The sequence below is a fragment of the Streptomyces bicolor genome, from assembly GCF_000719285.1.
Classification (GTDB): Bacteria; Actinomycetota; Actinomycetes; order Streptomycetales; family Streptomycetaceae; genus Streptomyces; species Streptomyces bicolor.
Genome location: NZ_JOFS01000009.1, coordinates 294,048 through 311,185 on the forward strand (window position 1 = coordinate 294,048; position 17,138 = coordinate 311,185).

At 70.1% G+C, this 17,138-nt stretch carries 16 protein-coding genes; 8 read left to right on the top strand and 8 right to left on the bottom strand.

What is annotated here, in order from left to right:
- Positions 1-131 precede the first annotated feature (131 nt).
- The 5 genes from IF78_RS0114420 to IF78_RS0114440 are packed head-to-tail and all read right to left on the bottom strand — an operon-like array spanning position 132 to position 6,675.
- On the bottom strand, positions 132-1,067 hold the full coding sequence (locus IF78_RS0114420) for a dihydrodipicolinate synthase family protein (RefSeq protein ID WP_031476963.1): 936 nt from the start codon (positions 1,065-1,067) through the stop codon (positions 132-134).
- A complete protein-coding gene (locus IF78_RS0114425) occupies positions 1,064-2,095 on the bottom strand; it encodes an oligopeptide/dipeptide ABC transporter ATP-binding protein (protein ID WP_031476965.1) in 1,032 nt (343 codons plus the stop codon). Before IF78_RS0114425 ends, IF78_RS0114420 begins: the two co-directional genes overlap by 4 nt.
- Positions 2,092-4,080, bottom strand: coding sequence for a dipeptide/oligopeptide/nickel ABC transporter permease/ATP-binding protein (locus IF78_RS0114430; RefSeq protein ID WP_031476967.1), 1,989 nt, complete (start codon positions 4,078-4,080; stop codon positions 2,092-2,094). The genes IF78_RS0114425 and IF78_RS0114430 overlap by 4 nt, the downstream gene beginning before the upstream one ends.
- Positions 4,077-5,036 (bottom strand): ABC transporter permease, encoded by a 960-nt coding sequence (locus IF78_RS0114435; RefSeq protein ID WP_031476969.1) that lies wholly within the window; start codon positions 5,034-5,036, stop codon positions 4,077-4,079. The genes IF78_RS0114430 and IF78_RS0114435 overlap by 4 nt, the downstream gene beginning before the upstream one ends.
- A gap of 10 nt (positions 5,037-5,046) precedes the next feature.
- The gene (locus IF78_RS0114440) at positions 5,047-6,675 is read right to left on the bottom strand and encodes an ABC transporter substrate-binding protein (protein ID WP_031476971.1); all 1,629 of its coding nucleotides are present in this window, start codon (positions 6,673-6,675) and stop codon (positions 5,047-5,049) included.
- 272 nt (positions 6,676-6,947) lie between these two features.
- Here IF78_RS0114440 and IF78_RS0114445 point away from each other — a divergent pair, with 272 nt between their 5' ends.
- The 4 genes from IF78_RS0114445 (at position 6,948) to IF78_RS0114460 (ending at position 11,362) form a co-directional block, all read left to right on the top strand.
- On the top strand, positions 6,948-7,694 hold the full coding sequence (locus tag IF78_RS0114445; RefSeq protein ID WP_031476973.1) for a FadR/GntR family transcriptional regulator: 747 nt from the start codon (positions 6,948-6,950) through the stop codon (positions 7,692-7,694).
- Between the two features lie 171 nt (positions 7,695-7,865).
- A complete protein-coding gene (locus IF78_RS0114450) occupies positions 7,866-8,276 on the top strand; it encodes a VOC family protein (protein WP_031476975.1) in 411 nt (136 codons plus the stop codon).
- Positions 8,277-8,359: 83 nt separating this feature from the next.
- Complete coding sequence (locus IF78_RS0114455) at positions 8,360-10,753, top strand: ATP-binding cassette domain-containing protein (RefSeq protein WP_031476977.1); 2,394 nt, start codon at positions 8,360-8,362, stop codon at positions 10,751-10,753.
- 192 nt (positions 10,754-10,945) lie between these two features.
- The gene (locus IF78_RS0114460) at positions 10,946-11,362 is read left to right on the top strand and encodes a helix-turn-helix transcriptional regulator (RefSeq protein ID WP_234439725.1); all 417 of its coding nucleotides are present in this window, start codon (positions 10,946-10,948) and stop codon (positions 11,360-11,362) included.
- Between the two features lie 55 nt (positions 11,363-11,417).
- Here IF78_RS0114460 and bla read toward each other — a convergent pair whose 3' ends face one another.
- On the bottom strand, positions 11,418-12,149 hold the full coding sequence (gene bla, locus IF78_RS0114465; RefSeq protein WP_037640438.1) for a class A beta-lactamase: 732 nt from the start codon (positions 12,147-12,149) through the stop codon (positions 11,418-11,420).
- Between bla and IF78_RS50860 the strand changes: the two genes are divergently transcribed.
- From IF78_RS50860 to IF78_RS0114475, 3 genes are all read left to right on the top strand, one after another.
- Positions 12,138-12,278, top strand: coding sequence for a hypothetical protein (locus tag IF78_RS50860; protein ID WP_425314617.1), 141 nt, complete (start codon positions 12,138-12,140; stop codon positions 12,276-12,278). The genes bla and IF78_RS50860 overlap by 12 nt on opposite strands.
- 171 nt (positions 12,279-12,449) lie before the next feature.
- Positions 12,450-13,613 (top strand): glycoside hydrolase family 113 protein, encoded by a 1,164-nt coding sequence (locus IF78_RS0114470; RefSeq protein WP_031476983.1) that lies wholly within the window; start codon positions 12,450-12,452, stop codon positions 13,611-13,613.
- 12 nt (positions 13,614-13,625) lie between these two features.
- Positions 13,626-14,063: a VOC family protein gene (locus tag IF78_RS0114475; RefSeq protein WP_031476985.1), complete on the top strand. Its 438-nt coding sequence runs from the start codon at positions 13,626-13,628 to the stop codon at positions 14,061-14,063.
- 11 nt (positions 14,064-14,074) lie between these two features.
- Here the strand turns inward: IF78_RS0114475 and IF78_RS0114480 are convergent, their stop codons facing one another.
- The gene (locus tag IF78_RS0114480) at positions 14,075-15,556 is read right to left on the bottom strand and encodes an alpha/beta hydrolase (RefSeq protein WP_031476987.1); all 1,482 of its coding nucleotides are present in this window, start codon (positions 15,554-15,556) and stop codon (positions 14,075-14,077) included.
- An 80-nt stretch (positions 15,557-15,636) separates the two neighbouring features.
- Positions 15,637-16,164 (bottom strand): GNAT family N-acetyltransferase, encoded by a 528-nt coding sequence (locus IF78_RS0114485; RefSeq protein ID WP_031476989.1) that lies wholly within the window; start codon positions 16,162-16,164, stop codon positions 15,637-15,639.
- 181 nt (positions 16,165-16,345) lie between these two features.
- Between IF78_RS0114485 and IF78_RS0114490 the strand changes: the two genes are divergently transcribed.
- Positions 16,346-17,137, top strand: coding sequence for an SCO2525 family SAM-dependent methyltransferase (locus IF78_RS0114490; protein WP_031476991.1), 792 nt, complete (start codon positions 16,346-16,348; stop codon positions 17,135-17,137).
- Position 17,138 lies beyond the last annotated feature (1 nt).

The window sequence follows — 17,138 nt, forward strand, 5'->3', positions numbered from 1 at the left end:
CGCCGGAGGGGCTGACTTACTCAGCCCGTCCGGCGTTTGAGGACGAGGCCCTTTCGGGGCCGAAGCGGGGGTCTGGGGGCGGCAGCCCCCAGGGATGGGACGGGTAGGGGCGGCGGGGGCGAGAAAAGCCGCTACAGCAACCCCGCACCGGCCAGAAACTTCCCCACCCGCTCCACCTCCTCCGGCGACAACGGCACCTGAGGCTCCGCCGTCGCCGGACACCCGATGACCCCCCGCAGATACAGCGCCGCCTTGAACGCCCCCAGCGCCGACGAACTGCCCCCCATCCGCCCCGGATCCCCGACCGTCACCATCCCGAACAGCGCACACAACCGCTCCTGTTCCGACCGCGCCCGCTCCCAGTCACCCGCGCGGCACAGCCGATCGAGGTGCACGTAACCGTGCGGATCGACGTTGGCGAGCCCCGGCACCGCCCCGTCGGCCCCGATCGCGAGCGCCGCGTCGACGACGAGCTCCGACCCGGTCAGCACACTGAAGCGCCGGACGTCGGGACGGACACGTGCGCCGGTGACGACCTCGCGGAAACCGGCGAGGTCGCCGCTGGAGTCCTTCAGACCGGCGAGGGTGCCCTCGGCCGCGAGGTCCAGGATCACGTCGGCGGGAAGCTTGGTGTGGACGGAGGCCGGGAGGTCGTAGGCGATGACCGGGACCGGCGAGGCCGCCGCGATCAGGCGGTAGTGGCGGGCGATCTCGGCGCGGTGGGTCCGGGCGTAGAAGGGGGCGGTCGCCACGACCGCGTCCGCACCGGCGCCGGCGACCTCGCGGACATGGTCCAGCACCCTCGGCGTCGTCATGTCGATCACCCCGGCCAGCACCGGAAGCTGCCCCGCGACATGCCCGGCCACCGACTCCACCACCAGCCTGCGCTGCCGGTCCGTCAGATACGCCGCCTCCGACGTCGAGCCCAGCACGAACAGGCCGTGCACCCCGCCCTCCACCAGGTGGTCGACCAGCCTGAGCAGTGAGGGGACGTCCACCTCGCGGTCCGGCGTCAGGGGCGTGCAGACGGGCGGGACGACACCGGTCAACGGGGTGGGGAAATTCATGAAGGCTCCCTGGTGGACGCGGCCTGGGTCACCAGGTCACGGGTCGACTGGTCCTCCTCCACAGGATGGTGGCAGCGGTACCGGTGCCCCGGGATGGACGCACCGGAAATTTCGGGCATCGCCTCGGCGCACACCTCGGTCGCCTTCCAGCATCGCGTGCGAAACGGGCACCCGCTCGGCGGCCGCGTCGCCGACGGCACCGGCCCGACCAGCGGAATCGGGTCGATCGGGTCGATCAGGCCGGGTGTGGCGGAGAAGAGGGCGCGGGTGTAGGGGTGCCGGGCCCGGTCGGTCACCCGGTCGGCCGGGGCCTCCTCGACGATCCGGCCCAGGTACATCGTGATCACGCGGTCACTCATCCGCCGTACCGTCTGGATGTCGTGCGAGACGAAGACCAGGGCGAGGCCCAGCCGCTCCTTCAGGTCGAGGAGGAGGTTCAGGATCTGGGCGCGGACCGACACGTCCAGCGCGCTCGTCGGCTCGTCGGCCACCACCAGCTCGGGGTCCAGGGCGAGCGCCCGGGCGATGGCGACGCGCTGGCGCTGACCGCCCGACAGCTGGCCGGGCAGGGCGTCGGTGAGGGCGCGCGGGAGGCCGACCAAGGACATCAGCTCCCGTACCCGCTCCTCACGCCCCGGCTTCGTCCCCCGGTCGTGCACATCCAGGGGGTCCCGCAGTATCTGCCGGACCGTCAGCCGGCGGTTCAACGCCGTCGAGGGGTCCTGGAAGATCATCCCGGTTCCGGCGCCGACGGCGGTCCTGCGCTCGGCCGGGCTCATCGCCCACAGGTCGCGCCCCCGGAAGGCCACCGTCCCCTCCGTCGGCCGCTGCACCCCCACCAGCACCTTCGCCAGCGTCGACTTGCCGCACCCCGACTCCCCGACCACGCCCACCGTCTCGCCGGGCGCGATGACGAGATCGGCGCCGGTCAGGGCGAACACCTTGTCCCGGGTGAACAGTCCCCCGCTGCGCGCCTTGTGCACGACGTGCGCGTCGGACAGCTCCACCAGCGCGTTCTCCGGACTCACTGGACGACCCCGCTTTCCGAGCGATCCGTCGGCGCCAGCACCACCGCCGGGTGATGGCAGGCCGCCGTATGCGTCGGTGTCCCCACCAGGTCAGGAGCCGTGGTCCGGCACGCCTCGCTCGCCAGCGGGCAGCGGTCCGCGAAACGGCAGCCCGCCGGGAAGTCGGCGGGGGAGGGCACCACGCCCTTGATCTGCGTCATCCGCTCCTGCGCCGACTCCAGGGACAGCACGCTGCCGAGCAGGCCGCGCGTGTAGTGGTGCGCCGGTGCCTCCACCAGGTCGGCGGTCACGCCGGTCTCCACGATCTGGCCGCCGTACATCACGACCACCCGGTCCGTGACGTCCGCGATCAGCGCGAGGTCGTGCGAGACCAGGATGAGGGCGAAGCCCAGCTCCTCCCGCAGCCTCAGCAGCAGCTCTATGATCTGCGCCTGCACGGTGACGTCCAGCGCGGTCGTCGGCTCGTCGGCGACGATCAGCTTCGGATCGCGGGACAGGGCCATGGCGATCAGGACGCGCTGGCGCTGGCCGCCGGAGAGTTCGTGCGGGTAACTGCGCAGGGTGCGTTCGGGGTCCAGGCCGACCATCGTCAGCAGTTCGTGGGGGCTGCGGCGGCCTCCGCGGCGTACGACCTGCTTGAGCTGGGCGCGGATCGTCATCGCCGGGTTCAGGGACGACAGGGCGTCCTGGTAGATCATCGCCATCTCGTGGCCGAGCAGCTTGCGGCGTACGCGCATCGGCTCGCCCACCAACTGGCGTTGGTTGAAGCGGACGTGGCCACGGACCCGGGCGCCCTTCGGTTCCAGGCCCATCACCGCGAGTGCCGTCAGCGACTTGCCGCAGCCCGACTCGCCGACCAGCCCCAGCACCTCGCCGGGCTGCACCTCGAAGCTGATGCCGTCGACGATGTCCACGCCCGCATGCCGGGCCTCGAAGCCGATGGCGAGGTTCTCCACCGCGAGCACCGGCTGCGGCCCCTGCGGCAACGGCCGCGCCCGTGACCGCAGCCGCGCCGCCGCCTCCACCAGCCCCGGCAGCTGCAGCACCTCACCGCTGCCCGGCTCCGGTGCCTCCAGCTTGTCGTGTTCGTCCCGTACGTCGACCTCGCGCGCCGAGGGCGCGGCCCACGCGTCCGACACGCCCTCGGAGAGGATGTTCAGCGAGAGCACCGTCACCAGCATCAGCAGACCGGGGAAGACGGTCGCCCACCAGCCTCCCGTCAGCACCATGTTCTTGCCGTCCGCGATGACGCTTCCCCAGGACGGGTCCGGCGGCCGGACGCCCGCGCCGATGAAGGACAGCGACGCCTCGAAGACGATCGCCTCGGCCACCTGGACCGTGCAGAACACCAGCACCGGGGCGGCGCAGTTGATCGCCACGTGCTTGATGACGATGTGCGGGGTGCGGGCGCCGATGACCCGTTCCGCCGTCACATAGTCCTCGCCGTACTGGTCGAGGACGTTCGCCCGTACGACCCTCGCGACCGGCGGAGTGAACAGGAACGCGATCGCGCAGATCAGGACCGCGATGCCGCCGCCGAAGACCGCGACGAGTACGGCGGCCAGCGCGATGCCGGGGAACGCCATCACCACGTCCAGGCAGCGCATCAGCGTCTCGTCGACCGCCTTGCGGGAGGTCGCCGCGATGGCGCCGATCAGGGCGCCGACGACGAGCGCGAGCCCGGTCGCGCCGAGCCCGATCGCCAGCGACCAGCGGGCGCCGTACATCAGCCGGCTGAGGATGTCCCGGCCCAGGCTGTCCTGGCCCATCCAGTGGTCGGCGGACGGGTGTCCGGTGCCGTCGACGGGGGGTTGCTGGTCGAGGGGGTCGTGCGGCGACAGCACGGGGGCGAACAGCGCCATCAGGACCACGACGGCCAGGAAGCAGACGGCGACCTTCGACAGCAGCGGCAGCTTGCGCCAGCCGCGCAGCCGGATGCCGGGCCGGGACAGCGCCTCGGCCAGACGCTTGCGGTTGAACGTCACGTCGCCTCCCGCAGTCGCGGGTTGACCAGCAGATACAGGATGTCGATGACCAGGTTGACGACCACGAAGCCGGTGGCTGTCGTGAGGACCACTCCCTGGACGACCGCCGGGTCACCGTTCTTCACCGCGTCGATCATCAGCTTCCCCATGCCCGGCAGGGAGAAGATCGTCTCGATGACCACCGCGCCGCCCAGCAGGTAACCGACGCGCAGGCCCAGGACGGTCAGCGGGTTGATGAGCGCGTTGCGCAGGACGTTCCGCCCGACCACGACGACCGGCGGCAGCCCGCTGCCGATCGCCGTACGGACGTAGTCCTTGTCGAGCTCCTCCACGACCGCCGTCCGCACGATCCGCGTCAGCTGCGCCGCCACCGGCAGGGACAGCGCGAAGGCGGGCAGGGTCATGGTCTTCAGCCAACCGGTGAAGGAGTCGGCCGGGTTGATGTAGCCGCCGGTCGGGAACCAGCCGAGGTCGACGGCGAGGTACTGGATCATCAGCAGCGCCAGCCAGAAGCCGGGGGCGGCGACCCCGGTGAGGGAGACGACGCGGATGATCTGGTCGGGGAGGCGGTCGCGGTAGATGGCCGCCGTGACGCCGCCGAGCAGCGACAGCACGACCGCGATGCCGAGGCCCAGGAAGGTGAGCTGGATGGTGAGCGGCAGCGCGGTCATGACCTGGTCGACGACCGGCGCCCGGGTCAGGGCGCTGGTGCCCATGTCGCCGTGGAGCAGGTCGCCGACGAAGGCGACGTAGCGGACGGGGAAGGGATCGAGCAGGCCGTTCTCCTCACGGAAGTCGTGCAGCTGCTGGGCGGTGGGGTTCGCGCCCTGGAAGAACGCGGACGCCGGGTCGACGTCCGAGAACCGCATGACCAGGAACACGAACAGCACGATGCCCAGCATCAGCGGCACGAGCAGCGCGACGCGACGGGCCAGGATCCTGACGACGGTGACCACGTAGGGACTCCTAGGCCCACTTGGCCTGGAGGAGGTTGATACCGGGGTACGGCTGTGCCCTTATGCCGGTGAGCTGCTTGGGGTTCCAGGCCGTCATCAGCTCGTTGTGGACGACCGGGTAGAGCACGGCCTGTTCGGCGACGACGTCGATGTAGTCCTGGATCATCGTCTTCTTCTTGTCGGGGTCGGGCTCCTGGGTCGCCCGGTCCATGTCCTTGAAGAGCGCCTTGGCGACGGAGTTGTCGGCCCACCGCGTGTACTGCATCCACAGGTTCTCGGGGCCGTAGTTGTAGTGCATGATCAGGTCGGCGTCGAGGCCGAACTGGTTGGGGTTCGAGGCGGCGGCGACCACCTGGTAGTCCTGCTTCTGGTCCATCTTGGTGAAGACGGCCGTCGTCTCCTGCGGGGAGAGGGTGGTCTTGACGCCGATCGCGTCCCACGACGCCTTGATGGTCGGCAGACAGTCCACGATCCAGCTCACGTTGACGGCGAGGATCTCGATCTCCAGCCCGCTGACCCCGGCCTCCTTCAGCAACGCCTTCGCCTTGTCGGGGTCGTGGTCGTAGACGGTCTTCGCCCGCCGGTAGCTGGGGTTGGCCTCGTTGAGGAACGAGCTCGACGGCTTGCCGTGCCCCTTGAGGGCGACCTCGATCATCTTCTCGGTGTCGATGGCGTAGTGCAGCGCCTGCCGGACACGTACGTCGTCGAAGGGCTTGTGCTTGGTGTTGAACATCAGGAACAGGTTGTTCATCCCAGCCCCGCCCGCGACCGTCAGCCCGCCGCTCTCCAGCTGCCCGATGTTGGCGTACGGGATGTTGTCCGCGATCTGCGCCCCGGCGCTCGCGCCCGAGATCCGGGCCACGCGAGGCGCCGCGTCCACGATCGTCAGCCAGTTCATCTTCTTGAAGGCGGGCTTGCGCGGGCCGTTGTAGTCGGCGAACGCTTCGAAGGTGGTGTTGGACTTCGGGTGGTGCGCGGTCTGCCGGTACGGCCCCGAGCCGATCGCCTTGCCCTTGATGGCGTCCTCCCAGGCGCCCGGCTGGGAGAAGACGTGCTTCGGCATGATCTTGGCGAGGGTGAGCCGCGAAATCCCGTCCGGGAAGGGGAACTTGAGCACCAGCTCGACGTTCTGCGCGTCGATCTTGCGGACTTCCTTCAGCCAGCTCGCGAAGAAGCCCTTGGCGAGGGTCTGCGTCTTCGGGTCGAGGATCCGGTCGAAGACGAAGACCACGTCGTCGGCCGTGACCGGCTTTCCGTCGTGGAACTTGGCGCCCGCGCGCAGGGTGAACTTCCAGGACGTGGCGTTCGGGTCGGCCGGCACCTGGGTGGCGAGGGCGGCATAGGGCTCGCGCGAGATGGGATCGGTGTCCAGCAGTCCCTCGTAGATGTGGTTGTTGGCGGCCATGCAGAAGGCGGACGCCGTCTGGGTGGGGTCCCAGCTGCCGTCGTTGCCGTAGCCGATCACCGCGGTGAGCGTCCGGTTCTGGCCGCCGCCCCCGCCGGTCTCGTTCGTGGACTCCGGCCCCGACGAACAGGCCGACAGCGACGCGGAGACGGCTGCGGCCGCGCCCAGCGCGCCGGTGTACTTCAGGAACGACCGGCGGTGCAGCGCCGGCACGTCGTGGGTCACGTCGGGCACGGTTCCTCCAGCGGAGAAAAAGAGCTCGGAACGATCTCGGGAAGGGATCTTGGGAGGATCTCGGAAGGTGAGGAGATACGACGTCCTACGTCCTGACGGTCAGCGCGACCATAGGTGGGGCGATGGGGGCGGTCAAGGGATCTCACACGAATGGCGCATCTGCCACAGGTCGGACCAATGGCGCTGTGAAATGGCCAGAGTTGACCCCCCGTCAGAGCCGTATCCCGCGGACATGGGACGTGGGACGTCCGGGTGCGCGTACCATGCGCCGCATGCCCGGGCAGCCCAGGAACAGCCGTACGTCCCGTACGTCCGAGGAGCCCAGGAACAGCCGGATCCAGCGCCAGGTCATGCAGCTGATCATCGACCGCAGGCTCCAGGCCGGCGCCCTGCTGCCCACCGAGGCCGAGCTCATGGAGGACCTCGGCGTCAGCCGCAACTCCGTCCGCGAGGCCCTCAAGGCGCTCCAGGCCCTGGACATCGTGGAGATCCGGCACGGCTACGGGACGTACGTCGGCCAGGCCTCGCTGACCCCGCTGGTCGACGGGCTGACCTTCCGCACACTCACCCGGCACGACCACGACGCCGGTGCGCTCGCCGAGATCCTGCAGGTGCGGGAGGTGCTGGAGGAGGGGCTGATCCGGCGGGTGGCGGCGACGGTCACCGAGGCGGAGCTGGACCGGCTGGAGGGGGTCGTGGCGAGGATGGAGGAGGCGGGGCGGGCGGGGCGGCCCTTTCCCGACCTCGACCGCGAGTTCCACGAGCTGCTCTACGCGTCCCTCGGCAACGACCTGGTGCCGCAGCTGCTCGCCGCGTTCTGGACGGTCTTCCGGCGCGTCAACGGTGCGCGGGGGCGTCCCGACGATCCGTCTCCCGACGCCACCGCGCGTTGGCACCGCGACATCGTGACGGCCTTGCGGGCCGGGGACGTGGAGGGGGCGCAGCGGGCGATGGCCGTGCACTTCAGGGGGATCGAGGCGCGGGCGGGGCAGGAGTGGCGGGGGGCCGCCGGTGGCTGACGCCGGGTTCTTCTCGACCCCGCCGGAGGGGCTGATTTTCGGCAAACGCCGGTCCGGATCTTTCAGGGATGGGACGGGTAGGGGCGGCGGGGGCGAAAGAAGCGACGGCGCCACCGACACCGGTCAGGAATCAAGAAGCGCCGCCCCCGACCCCCCGCTAGCGTGACGGCCATGGACATCACCATTCACGCCAGCTTCCTCCCCCACGACGACCCGGACGCGTCCCTCGCCTTCTACAGAGACGCCCTCGGCTTCGAGGTCCGAACCGACGTCGGCCAGGGCAAGATGCGCTGGATCACGGTCGGCCCCGCCGACCAGCCCGCCACGTCCATCCTCCTCGCGCCGCCCGCCGCCGACCCCGGGATCACCGAGGACGAGCGCCGCACCATCGCCGAGATGATGGCCAAGGGCACCTACGGCTGGATCCTGCTCGCCACCTCGAACGTCGACGACACCTTCGACAAGGTGCAGGCCAGCGGCGCCGAGGTGGTCCAGGAGCCGACCGACCAGCCGTACGGCATCCGCGACTGCGCCTTCCGCGACCCCGCGGGCAACCTGATCCGTATCCAGCAGCGAAGCTGAACCCGGAGCCACCGAAACCCCCAGAACCCCAGAACCACTGGACCCCCGCACCCCCGCCCGAGCCGCAAAGAGGAGCGCACACGATGAGCAGGGCCAGGACGGACGCGCAGACATCGCCCGTGCCGCACGCCGCCGACAGCCATGAGCTGATCCGCGTGCACGGCGCACGCGAGAACAACCTCAAGGACGTCAGCATCGAGATCCCCAAGCGCCGGCTGACGGTCTTCACCGGCGTCTCCGGCTCGGGCAAGAGCTCGCTGGTCTTCGACACGATCGCCGCCGAGTCGCAGCGGCTGATCAACGAGACCTACAGCGCCTTCCTGCAGGGCTTCATGCCGAACCTGGCCCGCCCCGAGGTCGACGTCCTCGACGGCCTGACCACCGCGATCACCGTCGACCAGCAGCGCATGGGCGGCGACCCCCGCTCCACGGTCGGCACCGCCACCGACGCCAACGCGATGCTGCGCATCCTCTTCAGCCGGCTCGGCAAGCCCCATATAGGCCCGCCCAGCGCGTACTCCTTCAACACCGCCTCGGTCCGGGCGAGCGGCGCGATCACCGTCGAGCGCGGCGCGAAGACCAAGGCCCAGAAGGCGACGTTCGAGCGCACCGGCGGTATGTGCAGCCGCTGCGAGGGGCGCGGTTCGGTCTCCGACATCGACCTCACCCAGCTCTACGACGACTCCAAGTCACTGTCGGAGGGGGCGTTCACCATCCCCGGCTGGAAGTCGGACAGCCAGTGGACCGTGCAGCTCTACGCCCAGTCCGGCTTCGTCGACCCGGACAAGCCGATCCGGCAGTACACCAAGAAGGAGATGCACGCCTTCCTCTACGGTGAGCCGACCAAGATCAAGGTCAACGGCATCAACCTGACGTACGAGGGCCTCATTCCCAAGATCCAGAAGTCGTTCCTGTCCAAGGACAAGGAGTCGATGCAGCCCCACATCCGGGCCTTCGTGGAGCGGGCGGTCACCTTCACCACCTGCCCCGAGTGCGACGGCACCCGGCTCAGCGAGGGCGCGCGGTCCTCGAAGATCGGCAAGGTCAGCATCGCGGACGCCTGTGCCATGGAGATCCGCGACCTCGCGGAATGGGTCCGGGGGCTGAAGGAACCCTCCGTGGCGCCGCTGCTCACCGCGCTTCAGCACACCCTCGACTCGTTCACCGAGATCGGCCTCGGCTATCTCTCCCTCGACCGGCCCGCGGGCACCCTGTCCGGCGGCGAGGCACAGCGCGTCAAGATGATCCGCCACCTCGGCTCCTCGCTCACCGACGTGACGTACGTCTTCGACGAGCCCACCATCGGCCTGCACCCGCACGACATCCAGCGCATGAACGACCTGCTGCTGCGGCTGCGGGACAAGGGCAACACGGTGCTCGTGGTGGAGCACAAGCCGGAGACCATCGCCATCGCCGACCACGTCGTGGACCTCGGCCCGGGCGCCGGCACGGCGGGCGGCACCGTCTGCTTCGAGGGCACCGTCGAGGGGCTGCGGGCGAGCGACACCGTCACCGGCCGCCACCTCGACGACCGGTCCAAGCTCAGGGAGACGGTCCGCAAGGCCACCGGCACGCTGGCGATCCGCGGCGCGACCACGAACAACCTCCGCAGCGTCGACGTCGACATCCCGCTCGGCGTGCTCTGCGTCGTCACCGGCGTCGCCGGCTCCGGAAAGAGCTCGCTCATCCACGGCTCCATCCCGGCGCCGGAGGGCGTTGTCTCGGTGGACCAGACGCCGATCCGCGGCTCGCGGCGCAGCAACCCGGCGACGTACACCGGCCTCGCCGACCCGATCCGCAAGGCGTTCGCCAAGGCCAACGGCGTGAAGCCGGCCCTGTTCAGCGCGAACTCCGAGGGCGCCTGCCCCACCTGCAACGGCGCCGGCGTGATCTACGTCGACCTGGGCATGATGGCCGGCGTCGACACCCCCTGCGAGGACTGCGAGGGCAAGCGGTTCCAGGCCTCGGTGCTGGAGTACCGCCTCGGCGGCCGGGACATCAGCGAGGTGCTCGCGATGTCGGTGACCGAGGCCGAGGAGTTCTTCGGTAACGGCGAGGCCCGCACCCCGGCCGCCCACAAGATCCTGGAGCGGATGGCGGACGTCGGCCTCGGCTACCTCACCCTCGGCCAGCCGCTCACCACGCTGTCCGGTGGCGAGCGGCAGCGGCTGAAACTGGCCACGCACATGGGGGACAAGGGCGGCGTGTACGTCCTCGACGAGCCGACCACCGGCCTCCACCTCGCCGACGTCGAGCAACTGCTCGGCCTGCTCGACCGGCTCGTCGACTCCGGCAAGTCGGTGATCGTCATCGAGCACCACCAGGCGGTCATGGCGCACGCCGACTGGATCATCGACCTCGGCCCCGGCGCCGGCCACGACGGCGGCCGGATCGTCTTCGAGGGCACCCCCGCCGACCTCGTCGCCGAGCGCTCCACCCTCACCGGTGAGCACCTCGCGGCCTACGTCGGCGGCTGACCCCGCATGTGCGTCACCACGCAGCCCGTGAGGTTCTTCCTCGCGTCCCGCTCCCGGCAGCTGAGGGAGCAGGCGCGGGAGTGGACGGGGCCGGAGGGGGTTCGGGATGATGCGGGGGTGCGATCCGACCGCCCGACGTCCGAGGAGCAGCGCCTGCGTACCCTCGCCGCGCTGCGCCGCGTACGCGACCGGATGGACCGGGAGTACGCGCAGCCCCTCGATGTCGAGGCGCTCGCGCGCGGTGTGCACATGTCGGCCGGGCACCTCAGCCGCGAGTTCAAGGCCGCCTACGGCGAGTCGCCGTACGGCTACCTGATGACGCGGCGCATCGAGCGCGCGATGGCGCTGCTGCGCCGGGGCGACCTCAGCGTCACCGAGGTGTGCTTCGAGGTCGGCTGCTCGTCGCTGGGCACCTTCAGCACACGCTTCACGGAGCTGGTCGGCATGTCGCCGAGCGCCTACCGACGCCAGGCGACCGACCCGGCGGACCCGGCGGACGTGACGGCGGGAATTCCGTCGTGCCTGTCGAAACAGGTGACCAGGCCACTCAGAAACCGCCCGGCCACGGTCGACGTGCGGGCGCCGGCCGGCGAGCCGCGGACATCGTGACGGGCCGGGGCGCCGTCCCTGCGCGGCGCCCCGAAGCCTGGCCCGCCGGTCCGTCTCAGGTGAGGGCCCGGGCGATCAGCGCCGCCGTCTCGACGATGAGGGCGTGGTCCAGCGCCGCGTCCTGATCGGGCCGTGTCGTCTGGACGGCCAGGACGAGCGGGGTGCCGTCCTCGGTCCAGGCGATGCCCACGTCGTTGTTCGCGCCGTAGGAGCCGCCGCCCGTCTTGTCGGCGACAGTCCAGGTCTTGGGCAGGCCGGCGCGGAAGCGGTTGGCGCTGGTGGTGTTGTTCAGCAGCCAGTGCGTGAGGAGGTCGCGGTCGGGGCGGTTCAGGGCGTCGAAGAGGACCAGACGGGCGTACGTGCGCGCGATCGCGCGCGGGCTCGTGGTGTCCGTGACGCGCCACGGCTCCGCCGAGTTGAGGTCAGTCTCCCAGCGGTCGAGGCGGGTCACCGGATCGCCGAGGGAGCGAGCGAACCGGGTGACGGCGGTGGGGCCGCCGAGCTCGCGCAACAGGAGATTGCCGGCCGTGTTGTCGCTGAAGCGGATGGCCACGTCGGCGAGTTCGGCGACGGTCATGCCGGTGGCCAGGTGCTTGGCGGTCTCGTCGGAGTTGGCCACCAGGTCGTCCTGCGTGTAGTGGATCCGCTTGGCGAGCACCTCGCCGTCCCGGTCCAGGTCGCGCAGTACGGCCGCGGCGGCCAGGGTCTTGAACAGGGAGCAGATCGGGAAACGCTCGTCGGCGCGGTGGCGGACGGTCCGCCCGGTGGCGAGGTTGTGGGCGAACACGCCCAGCCGGGCGCCGTGTCGCTGCTCCAGGTCGTGGAGGCGGTCGGTGGTGGTGGCGTGGGCCGGGGCGCTGGTCAGGAGCGCGGCGGCGGTGGCGGTGCCTGCGGTCAGCAGGGTGCGGCGGCCTAAGATCTTGTTCTCCTTTGCTCGGAATTCGTCTGTCGGATTTCGTCTGCCGGATTTCGTCTGGCGGGTGGTGACGATCTCTTCAGTGAGCGACGCCGTGTGTCATTCCTTGGTTGCGCGGTCGTAGACCATCGGCCGACGGCGCGGCGAGGCCGTGCTCGCCACAGTGGCCGTATGGAGAACACCGAGGGAATCAGCCGGGCACGGTTTCTGGCGGGGGCCGCGGCCGTCGGACTGGCGGGGGCGGTGCTGCCCGCGGGGCGGGCCGGAGCGACCGGGGCGACGGGAGCGGGTGGGCGGGGACTGAGGCACCGCGGCGTCGTCTACACCGTCGGCGCCGGTGAAACGCCCGGGACCGCGTGGAGCGCCGCCCGCATGCGCGAGGACGTCCGGGCGATCCGCGACGACCTGCACGCCGACACCGTCGACGTCACCGGCGACGGCGTCGAGCGCCTCACCGCCACGGCCGCCGAAGCCGCCGAACGCGGGCTGCACGTCTGGCTCCAGCCGACCCTCGGGGACGTGCCGGAGCGGGAGATCCTGGAGAGCATCGCCGAGTGCGGCCGGTTCGCGGAACGGCTGCGCCGGCAGGGCGCGAGCGTCGACTTCAGCGTGGGCTGCGAGTTCTGGCTGTTCGTGCCCGGGATCGTGCCGGGGGAGACGGTCCTGGAGCGCGTCGACAACCTCCAGAAGGGCACCGTCGACATGGCGAGGATGCAGCGCCGCCTGGCCCGCTTCACCGCCAAGGCGGCCGGCGTCGGCCGCTCCGTCTTCCACGGCCGGCTGAGCTACGCCGCCGCCCAGGACGAGGAGTTCGAGCCGGTCGACTGGACCCTCTTCGACGTGGTCGGCATCGACTACTACTCGTACCACCGCGAACCGGCCGCTTACGTACGAGAGTTGAGGCGATTCCTCCGCTGGGGAAAGCCGCTCGCCATCACCGAGTTCGGCACCTGCGCGTACGTCGGCGCCCCCGAGGCGGGCGGCATGGGCTGGTACGTCGTCGACTACGACAAGACGCCGCCGGAGATCAAGGGCGACCTGGTGCGCAGCGAACGCACACAGGCCGCCTACCTGGCCGATCTCCTGGACGTCTTCGAGTCGATGAACCTCTACGCGGCGATGGCCTTCGAGTTCGTCACCCCCGACGCCCCCCACCGCCCCGACAACCCGCGCTACGACCTGGACCTGGCGAGCTACAGCATCACCAAGGCCGTCAAGGACTGCCCCGACGACCCGGCCTCCGACTGGCACTGGGAGCCGAAGCAGGCCTTCCACGCGGTGGCCCGTCACTACGGCCGACGGGCACGCTCCGGCCCGCGGGGAGACCATGGATGAGGAGGTGCGCGTATGGACTGGACCCTTGAGGTGATCGGCGTCCCGGTCACCGACGTCGACCGCGCCAAGGCCTTCTACACCGACCGGTGCGGATTCCGCGCCGACATCGACGAACCCTTCTACGCGGGCGTCGGCCGCTTCGTCCAGCTCACCTCGCCCGGCTCCCGCTGCTCCATCGTGCTGGAGTCCGGGATGCCGCAGCCCCCGGGGCAGCCCCGGACGGCCCCTGGATCGCTGCGGGGCCTGCAGCTCTGTGTCACGGACATCGACGCGGCGAGAGCGGAGTTGCTGGAACGCGGGGTCGAGGTGACCCCGGTCATGCACATGGGCGCGTCCGGCTGGGCGGAGGGCCGGGGCGAGGAGAGCTGGAACTCCTTCCTCTTCTTCCAGGACCCCGACGGCAACGGCTGGACGGTCCAGGAGGCCCCGACGCCCCTCGCCGAACGGTGAGAGCCTGTGTCCTAGGAGCAGTAGATGTCCTGCCCAGGACGCTTCCCGGTCGCCAGGAAGCGGGAGACGGTGGCGTCGCCGCAGGCGTTGCCGTTGTCCAGATAGGAGCCGTGGCCCGTCGAGTTCACGGTGACCATGACGGCCCGCCTGCCCAAGGCCTCCCGCAACTTCAGAGCCCCGCTCAGCGGAGTGGCCACGTCCCGCTCGTTCTGAACGAGCAGCACATTGGACGGCCCACGCCCGGTGACCCGCAATGGCGCCTCCTTCGGCTGCCAGGGCCACGCCACACACACCATCGCGTTCCTCGGCATCCCCGCGGTCAGCGGAAACTTCGCGCGGCTCTCGGCGACTCCTTTCTCGTACACCGCCGCCGACCTCGGCCAGGCACCGTCGTTGCAGATGGTCGCCGCCCCGACGGCGGTGTAGTTCTGCAGCATCGACTCCGGCGGAGCGGGCGGCGCCGCCGGCACCTCGCCCTTCCGCGCGGCCCGGATCAGCTTGGCCAGGATCGGGTAGTCGTCGGGGTCGTAGAGGTTGTCCAGCGTGGCCTGGCGCAGGACGTTGCCGTCGAGCTCCGCCGGGTTGGCGCCGGGCCACGGGATCGGTTCGCGGTCCAGCCGGGCGGCGAGCCGCAGGAACAGCGGCCGCACCTCGGCCGCCGTGTCGGCGAGCCGGTACGGATTGCCGGGCGCGGACGCCCATGTGGCGAACTCGGGGAAGTTGTCCTCGACGCCCGCCTCGAACGCCTCCAGCCAGGCGCGCTCCGCCCGCACGGGGTCGGGGTTGTCGCTGCTGTCCAGCACGATGCGGTCGGTGCGGTGCGGGAACAGCTCGGCGTAGGCGGAGCCGATGTACGTGCCGTACGACACCCCCCACGCCGACAGTTTCCGCTCGCCGAGCGCGGCCCGGATGCGGTCGATGTCGCGGGCGTTGTTGAGCGTGCTGATGTGCTTCATCAGCTCGCCGCCGTTGCGGGCGCAGGCGTCGGAGATGCGTTTGGCGGTGGCCATGTTCTCGGTGACGGAGCCGTCCGGGGCGGGCCAGGGGCGCAGGCTCGTGCGGGCGAGGTCCTCCTCGCCGACTTCGCAATTCACCGGGGTCGAGGGGGCGTTGCCGCGTGGCGCGAACCCGATGAGGTCATAGGCGTCCCGCACCGACTGCGGCAGCTTCTTCCCCTCGCCGGAAGGGTCGCCGAGGCTGTCACCGCCGGGCCCGCCGGCGATCAGCAGCAGCGCGCCGCGCCGGGCGGACGGCTTCTCGCTGGGGATACGGGAGACGGCGATGTCGATCGTCGGGCCGCCGGGGTCGGCGTAGTCCATCGGTACGGAGAGGGTGGCGCACTCCTGCCTCGGGTCGAGCCCCTCGCCCTCGCACTCGGTCCACTTCAGCGGGGCTGCCGTGTCGGTGGCGGACGCGGTGAGCGGGGTGACGACTCCGAAGACGACGGCGGAGGCGGTGGCGATCAGGGCGGCACTCTTGGTGATCTGCTTCATGCACAGCAGCCTGGCCGACCTTGACGGAGTGTCACATCCTGGTAACTCCCCTATGTCTCCTGGGGTTTACCCGGTGGGGTTTACCCCAGCACCAGCACCATGATGAGCCGGTCCTCCCCGGGCCCCAGATAGTCCCTGCGCACTCCGCCCTCCGCGGCGAACCCCAGCGACCGGTAGAGCATGATCGCCGCCGCGTTGGTCGGCTCCACCGTCAGCCGCACCTCGTGCACCCGCTCCCGGCGCAACTGCCGCAGCACCTCCAGCATCAGTCGCTTGCCCAGCCCCCGGCCGCGCTGGTCGGCGCTGACGGCCAGGCTCAGCACCCAGCAGGTGTAGCCGTCCGAGGTGGTGACGAAGAGGACGTAGCCGTGCAGGTACTCCCCGTCGTCCAGGACGAGGATGCGGTCGCCGTGAACGTCGAGGTGCTGGCGGAGCACGAAGTACGGGTACGGGTCCTCGGGGAAGACCTCCCGGTCCACGCGGAGGAGTTCGTTCAGATCCGCCTCGGTGACACCCCTCATCGTCAGCGGCCGATCGCTGCTCTCGACGAAGAACGCCTGGTCGGAGCGGTGACCCGGAACAGGGAAACGTTCCTCCGGAACGGCCATCAACTGCCCCCTATGCGATGGAATGGAGTCACTCGTACGGGTGAGCGCCTGTTGCCCGCCGTTTCAGGTGCTCGGCTGGGAGATCCGCCCATCTTGAGCAGGCCGATCCGGCGGTTCAAGTGCGCGAGTTGGCTATGCCTCGACGCGCTCCCAGTGCGCCTTCTTTTGGTACCGTGAGTGAATGACCCAGAGATCGTCGGGGGACGTCCAGCTGAACGCACAGGTGCACTGGGCGGAGTTCGACCCGATCGCCTACGTGCAGCACAACTACAGCGTCTTACAGGCAGAGGACGCGGAGATCCTGCACCTGGTACGGGATCATTTCGTCGATCATTTCCAGAAGCAGGGCGGCGGCCCGGTTTCCGGAATCGACGTGGGTGCCGGCGCCAATCTCTATCCCGCACTCGCCATGATGCCGTGGTGCGAGGAGATCACCCTCTTCGAACGCTCACCCGCCAACGTCGAGTACCTGACCGGCCAGGTCGACTGCTACGACACCAACTGGGACCAGTTCTGGGGCGCCCTGAGCGAGCACGAGGCCTACGGCTCCCTGGGCGCGGACCCGCGTGAGAGATTCCGCAAGGTCGTCCATGTCGAGGAGGGCGACCTCTTCGGCCTCGCGCGGCACGAGGGCCGGTGGTCCATGGGGACCATGTTCTTCGTCGCCGAATCGATGACCACGTCCCGCGACGAGTTCATGCTCGGCGTCGAGTGTTTTCTGCGCGCCCTGGCCCCCGACGCCCCTTTCGCCGCCGCCTTCATGGAACATTCCAGGGGTTATCACGCGGGCGAACACTTCTTCCCGGCCTGTGACGTGGGAGAATCCGAGGTGCGCGCGAGCCTTGAGGCATTCGCGCGTGACTTCAAGGTACAGCGGCTCGAATCCGAGGCCGAGGTACGCGACGGATATTCGGGAATGATCGTCGCCTACGGCTGGCGCCGGAATTCGGACGCGGATATTCCGCTCCGCTGAC

Coding starts and splice junctions, on each gene's coding strand:
- IF78_RS0114420 (WP_031476963.1), bottom strand. CDS start 1,067: ATGAATTTCCCCACCCCGTTGACCGGTGTCGTCCCGCCCGTCTGCACG.
- IF78_RS0114445 (WP_031476973.1), top strand. CDS start 6,948: ATGCCCGGGCAGCCCAGGAACAGCCGTACGTCCCGTACGTCCGAGGAG.
- IF78_RS0114450 (WP_031476975.1), top strand. CDS start 7,866: ATGGACATCACCATTCACGCCAGCTTCCTCCCCCACGACGACCCGGAC.
- IF78_RS0114455 (WP_031476977.1), top strand. CDS start 8,360: ATGAGCAGGGCCAGGACGGACGCGCAGACATCGCCCGTGCCGCACGCC.
- IF78_RS0114460 (WP_234439725.1), top strand. CDS start 10,946: ATGGACCGGGAGTACGCGCAGCCCCTCGATGTCGAGGCGCTCGCGCGC.
- IF78_RS0114470 (WP_031476983.1), top strand. CDS start 12,450: ATGGAGAACACCGAGGGAATCAGCCGGGCACGGTTTCTGGCGGGGGCC.
- IF78_RS0114475 (WP_031476985.1), top strand. CDS start 13,626: ATGGACTGGACCCTTGAGGTGATCGGCGTCCCGGTCACCGACGTCGAC.
- IF78_RS0114480 (WP_031476987.1), bottom strand. CDS start 15,556: ATGAAGCAGATCACCAAGAGTGCCGCCCTGATCGCCACCGCCTCCGCC.
- IF78_RS0114485 (WP_031476989.1), bottom strand. CDS start 16,164: ATGGCCGTTCCGGAGGAACGTTTCCCTGTTCCGGGTCACCGCTCCGAC.
- IF78_RS0114490 (WP_031476991.1), top strand. CDS start 16,346: ATGACCCAGAGATCGTCGGGGGACGTCCAGCTGAACGCACAGGTGCAC.